We start from the raw sequence: 5444 nt of genomic DNA on the forward strand, positions 1-5444 counted from the left end.
CTCGAACCCGCGACCCCCGGCGTGACAGGCCGGTATTCTAACCAACTGAACTACCGCTCCGCACTGGTTAGACCTAAAGTCTAAATTTAAAGCCTGGCGATGTCCTACTCTCACATGGGGAAGCCCCACACTACCATCGGCGCTAATTCGTTTCACTTCTGAGTTCGGCATGGAATCAGGTGGGTCCAAATCGCTATGGTCGCCAAGCAAATTCTTTAATTCGGAAAGCTGTTATTGTGTTCTCATACACATTCAAATCTGTTCTTGCTTTGAGTCCATCAAAACCCTTTGGGTGTTGTATGGTTAAGCCTCACGGGCAATTAGTACAGGTTAGCTCAACGCCTCACAACGCTTACACACCCTGCCTATCAACGTTCTAGTCTCGAACAACCCTTTAGGACCCTCAAGGGGTCAGGGAAGACTCATCTCAGGGCTCGCTTCCCGCTTAGATGCTTTCAGCGGTTATCGATTCCGAACTTAGCTACCGGGCAATGCGTCTGGCGACACAACCCGAACACCAGAGGTTCGTCCACTCCGGTCCTCTCGTACTAGGAGCAGCCCCCTTCAATCTTCCAACGCCCACGGCAGATAGGGACCGAACTGTCTCACGACGTTCTAAACCCAGCTCGCGTACCACTTTAAATGGCGAACAGCCATACCCTTGGGACCGACTTCAGCCCCAGGATGTGATGAGCCGACATCGAGGTGCCAAACACCGCCGTCGATATGAACTCTTGGGCGGTATCAGCCTGTTATCCCCGGAGTACCTTTTATCCGTTGAGCGATGGCCCTTCCATACAGAACCACCGGATCACTATGACCTGCTTTCGCACCTGCTCGAATTGTCATTCTCGCAGTCAAGCGGGCTTATGCCATTGCACTAACCTCACGATGTCCAACCGTGATTAGCCCACCTTCGTGCTCCTCCGTTACTCTTTGGGAGGAGACCGCCCCAGTCAAACTACCCACCAGGCACTGTCCTCAACCCGGATAACGGGTCTAAGTTAGAACATCAACACTACAAGGGTGGTATTTCAAGGACGGCTCCACCGATACTGGCGTACCGGTTTCAAAGCCTCCCACCTATCCTACACATGTAGGGTCAATGTTCAGTGCCAAGCTGTAGTAAAGGTTCACGGGGTCTTTCCGTCTAGCCGCGGGTACACTGCATCTTCACAGCGATTTCAATTTCACTGAGTCTCGGGTGGAGACAGCGTGGCCATCATTACGCCATTCGTGCAGGTCGGAACTTACCCGACAAGGAATTTCGCTACCTTAGGACCGTTATAGTTACGGCCGCCGTTTACCGGGGCTTCGATCAAGAGCTTCGACTTACGTCTAACCCCATCAATTAACCTTCCGGCACCGGGCAGGCGTCACACCGTATACGTCATCTTACGATTTTGCACAGTGCTGTGTTTTTAATAAACAGTTGCAGCCACCTGGTATCTGCGACTCTCAATAGCTCCATCCGCAAGGGACTTCACCGTCAAGAGCGTACCTTCTCCCGAAGTTACGGTACCATTTTGCCTAGTTCCTTCACCCGAGTTCTCTCAAGCGCCTTGGTATTCTCTACCCGACCACCTGTGTCGGTTTGGGGTACGATTCCTTACAATCTGAAGCTTAGAGGCTTTTCCTGGAAGCATGGCATCAATGACTTCACTACCGTAGTAGCTCGACATCGTGTCTCAGCCTTAAAGAGAGCCGGATTTACCTAACTCTCAAGCCTACGCACTTGAACCTGGACAACCGTCGCCAGGCCCACCTAGCCTTCTCCGTCCCCCCATCGCAATTGTAAGAAGTACGGGAATATTAACCCGTTTCCCATCGACTACGCCTTTCGGCCTCGCCTTAGGGGTCGACTTACCCTGCCCCGATTAACGTTGGACAGGAACCCTTGGTCTTCCGGCGAGGAGGTTTTTCACCCCCTTTATCGTTACTCATGTCAGCATTCGCACTTCTGATACCTCCAGCAGACTTTACAATCCACCTTCAACGGCTTACAGAACGCTCCCCTACCCAATACAATAAATTGCATTGCCGCAGCTTCGGTTTATAGCTTAGCCCCGTTACATCTTCCGCGCAGGCCGACTCGACTAGTGAGCTATTACGCTTTCTTTAAATGATGGCTGCTTCTAAGCCAACATCCTAGCTGTCTAAGCCTTCCCACATCGTTTCCCACTTAGCTATAATTTGGGACCTTAGCTGGCGGTCTGGGTTGTTTCCCTCTCCACGACGGACGTTAGCACCCGCCGTGTGTCTCCCGGATAGTACTTACTGGTATTCGGAGTTTGCAAAGGGTTGGTAAGTCGGGATGACCCCCTAGCCTTAACAGTGCTCTACCCCCAGTAGTATTCGTCCGAGGCTCTACCTAAATAGATTTCGGGGAGAACCAGCTATCTCCAGGTTTGATTGGCCTTTCACCCCTAGCCACAAGTCATCCGCTAATTTTTCAACATTAGTCGGTTCGGTCCTCCAGTTGATGTTACTCAACCTTCAACCTGCCCATGGCTAGATCACCTGGTTTCGGGTCTATATCCAGCAACTCGACGCCCAGTTAAGACTCGATTTCTCTACGGCTCCCCTAGATGGTTAACCTTGCTACTGAATATAAGTCGCTGACCCATTATACAAAAGGTACGCAGTCACACCACGAAGGTGCTCCTACTGCTTGTACGTACACGGTTTCAGGTTCTATTTCACTCCCCTCACAGGGGTTCTTTTCGCCTTTCCCTCACGGTACTGGTTCACTATCGGTCAGTCAGTAGTATTTAGCCTTGGAGGATGGTCCCCCCATATTCAGACAGGATATCACGTGTCCCGCCCTACTCGATTTCACTGATGATGAGATGTCGGTTACGGGGCTATCACCCTGTATCGCTGAGCTTTCCAGCTCATTCACCTGTCTCATTAAAAGCTTAAGGGCTAGTCCAATTTCGCTCGCCGCTACTTTCGGAATCTCGGTTGATTTCTTTTCCTTCGGGTACTTAGATGTTTCAGTTCCCCGAGTTCGCCCTGTTAACCTATGTATTCAGTTAACAGTAATTGCTTATGCAATTGGGTTTCCCCATTCAGAAATCCCAGACTCAAATGGTTGTTACTACCTAATCTGGGCTTATCGCAAGTTACTACGTCTTTCATCGCCTCTGACTGCCAAGGCATCCACCGTGTACGCTTAGTCACTTAACCATACAACCCCAAAGGGTCTTCTGTTTAAACAACCAAAGTTGTCTGCATTTTTATACATGTGCAGACACGATTTTGCCGGACTCAAATTTCCAAGAACACTTGAATGTGTGTTGGTACCTAATGACTAAGTCACTAGGATTTGAGAACTTTTAATTGAATAACAACGCATCTCAAAGAGATGGGGATTGTTGTTATTCGTCAGCTTTCCAAATTGTTAAAGAGCTAGATTTTCTGATGAAAACCATTTTTAAGAACACTTACGCAAATGCGCTTAAAGATGGTGGAGCTAAGCAGGATCGAACTGCTGACCTCCTGCGTGCAAGGCAGGCGCTCTCCCAGCTGAGCTATAGCCCCATCAGGTGTTGATACTGTGTGCCAATTCTTCTGGGAGGAAGATTGGTGGGTCTGAGTGGACTTGAACCACCGACCTCTCGCTTATCAGGCGAACGCTCTAACCACCTGAGCTACAGACCCAGTATCGTCTCTTAACGTGTATAAACATATCAATCTGTGTGGACACTCATCGCGAGTAATCATCGTATAAGGAGGTGATCCAGCCCCAGGTTCCCCTAGGGCTACCTTGTTACGACTTCACCCCAGTCATGAACCACAAAGTGGTGAGCGTCCTCCCGAAGGTTAAACTACCCACTTCTTTTGCAGCCCACTCCCATGGTGTGACGGGCGGTGTGTACAAGGCCCGGGAACGTATTCACCGTGGCATTCTGATCCACGATTACTAGCGATTCCGACTTCACGGAGTCGAGTTGCAGACTCCGATCCGGACTACGACGCACTTTTTGGGATTCGCTCACTTTCGCAAGTTGGCCGCCCTCTGTATGCGCCATTGTAGCACGTGTGTAGCCCTACTCGTAAGGGCCATGATGACTTGACGTCGTCCCCACCTTCCTCCGGTTTATCACCGGCAGTCTCCCTGGAGTTCCCGACATTACTCGCTGGCAAACAAGGATAAGGGTTGCGCTCGTTGCGGGACTTAACCCAACATTTCACAACACGAGCTGACGACAGCCATGCAGCACCTGTCTCAGAGTTCCCGAAGGCACCAATCCATCTCTGGAAAGTTCTCTGGATGTCAAGAGTAGGTAAGGTTCTTCGCGTTGCATCGAATTAAACCACATGCTCCACCGCTTGTGCGGGCCCCCGTCAATTCATTTGAGTTTTAATCTTGCGACCGTACTCCCCAGGCGGTCTACTTAACGCGTTAGCTCCGAAAGCCACGGCTCAAGGCCACAACCTCCAAGTAGACATCGTTTACGGCGTGGACTACCAGGGTATCTAATCCTGTTTGCTCCCCACGCTTTCGCATCTGAGTGTCAGTATCTGTCCAGGGGGCCGCCTTCGCCACCGGTATTCCTTCAGATCTCTACGCATTTCACCGCTACACCTGAAATTCTACCCCCCTCTACAGTACTCTAGTCTGCCAGTTTCAAATGCAATTCCGAGGTTGAGCCCCGGGCTTTCACATCTGACTTAACAAACCACCTGCATGCGCTTTACGCCCAGTAATTCCGATTAACGCTCGCACCCTCCGTATTACCGCGGCTGCTGGCACGGAGTTAGCCGGTGCTTCTTCTGCAGCTAACGTCAAATCCATACGCTATTAACGCATGAACCTTCCTCACTGCTGAAAGTACTTTACAACCCGAAGGCCTTCTTCATACACGCGGCATGGCTGCATCAGGCTTGCGCCCATTGTGCAATATTCCCCACTGCTGCCTCCCGTAGGAGTCTGGACCGTGTCTCAGTTCCAGTGTGGCTGATCATCCTCTCAGACCAGCTAGGGATCGTCGCCTTGGTGAGCCCTTACCTCACCAACTAGCTAATCCCACCTGGGCATATCCTGACGCGAGAGGCCCGAAGGTCCCCCTCTTTGAGCCGAAGCTATTATGCGGTATTAGCCATCGTTTCCAATGGTTATCCCCCACATCAGGGCAATTTCCCAGGCATTACTCACCCGTCCGCCGCTCGACGCCGTTAACGTTCCCCGAAGGTTCAGTTAACTCGTTTCCGCTCGACTTGCATGTGTTAGGCCTGCCGCCAGCGTTCAATCTGAGCCATGATCAAACTCTTCAATTTAAGATTTTGTCGGCTCAATGAATACTGAACATTACATAAAGTAATGTTTGAATTGACTGTGCTGAATCCGAAGATTCAATGGTCACTTCGTATCATTGAAACCTAAATTGATACCGAAGTATCTATTTGGATTATCATCAACGAGTGCCCACACAGATTGA

2 tRNA genes and 3 rRNA genes are annotated in these 5444 nt (G+C 50.5%); all 5 read right to left on the reverse strand.

Annotated elements, in window-relative coordinates:
* Positions 1–91: 91 nt before the first annotated feature.
* Positions 92–207, reverse strand: a 5S ribosomal RNA gene (rrf, locus tag AC6R16_RS10000).
* Between the two features lie 92 nt (positions 208–299).
* Positions 300–3189 (reverse strand): 23S ribosomal RNA (locus tag AC6R16_RS10005).
* A 278-nt stretch (positions 3190–3467) separates the two neighbouring features.
* Positions 3468–3543, reverse strand: a tRNA-Ala gene (locus AC6R16_RS10010).
* Between the two features lie 43 nt (positions 3544–3586).
* A tRNA-Ile gene (locus AC6R16_RS10015) sits at positions 3587–3663 on the reverse strand.
* Positions 3664–3730: 67 nt separating this feature from the next.
* Positions 3731–5283: ribosomal RNA gene (locus AC6R16_RS10020) — 16S ribosomal RNA — on the reverse strand.
* Together the 16S, 23S and 5S rRNA genes with 2 tRNA genes alongside form the textbook arrangement of a ribosomal RNA operon.
* Positions 5284–5444 lie beyond the last annotated feature (161 nt).

Source organism: Vibrio sp. R10-SG3-ISO10 (genome assembly GCF_059834185.1).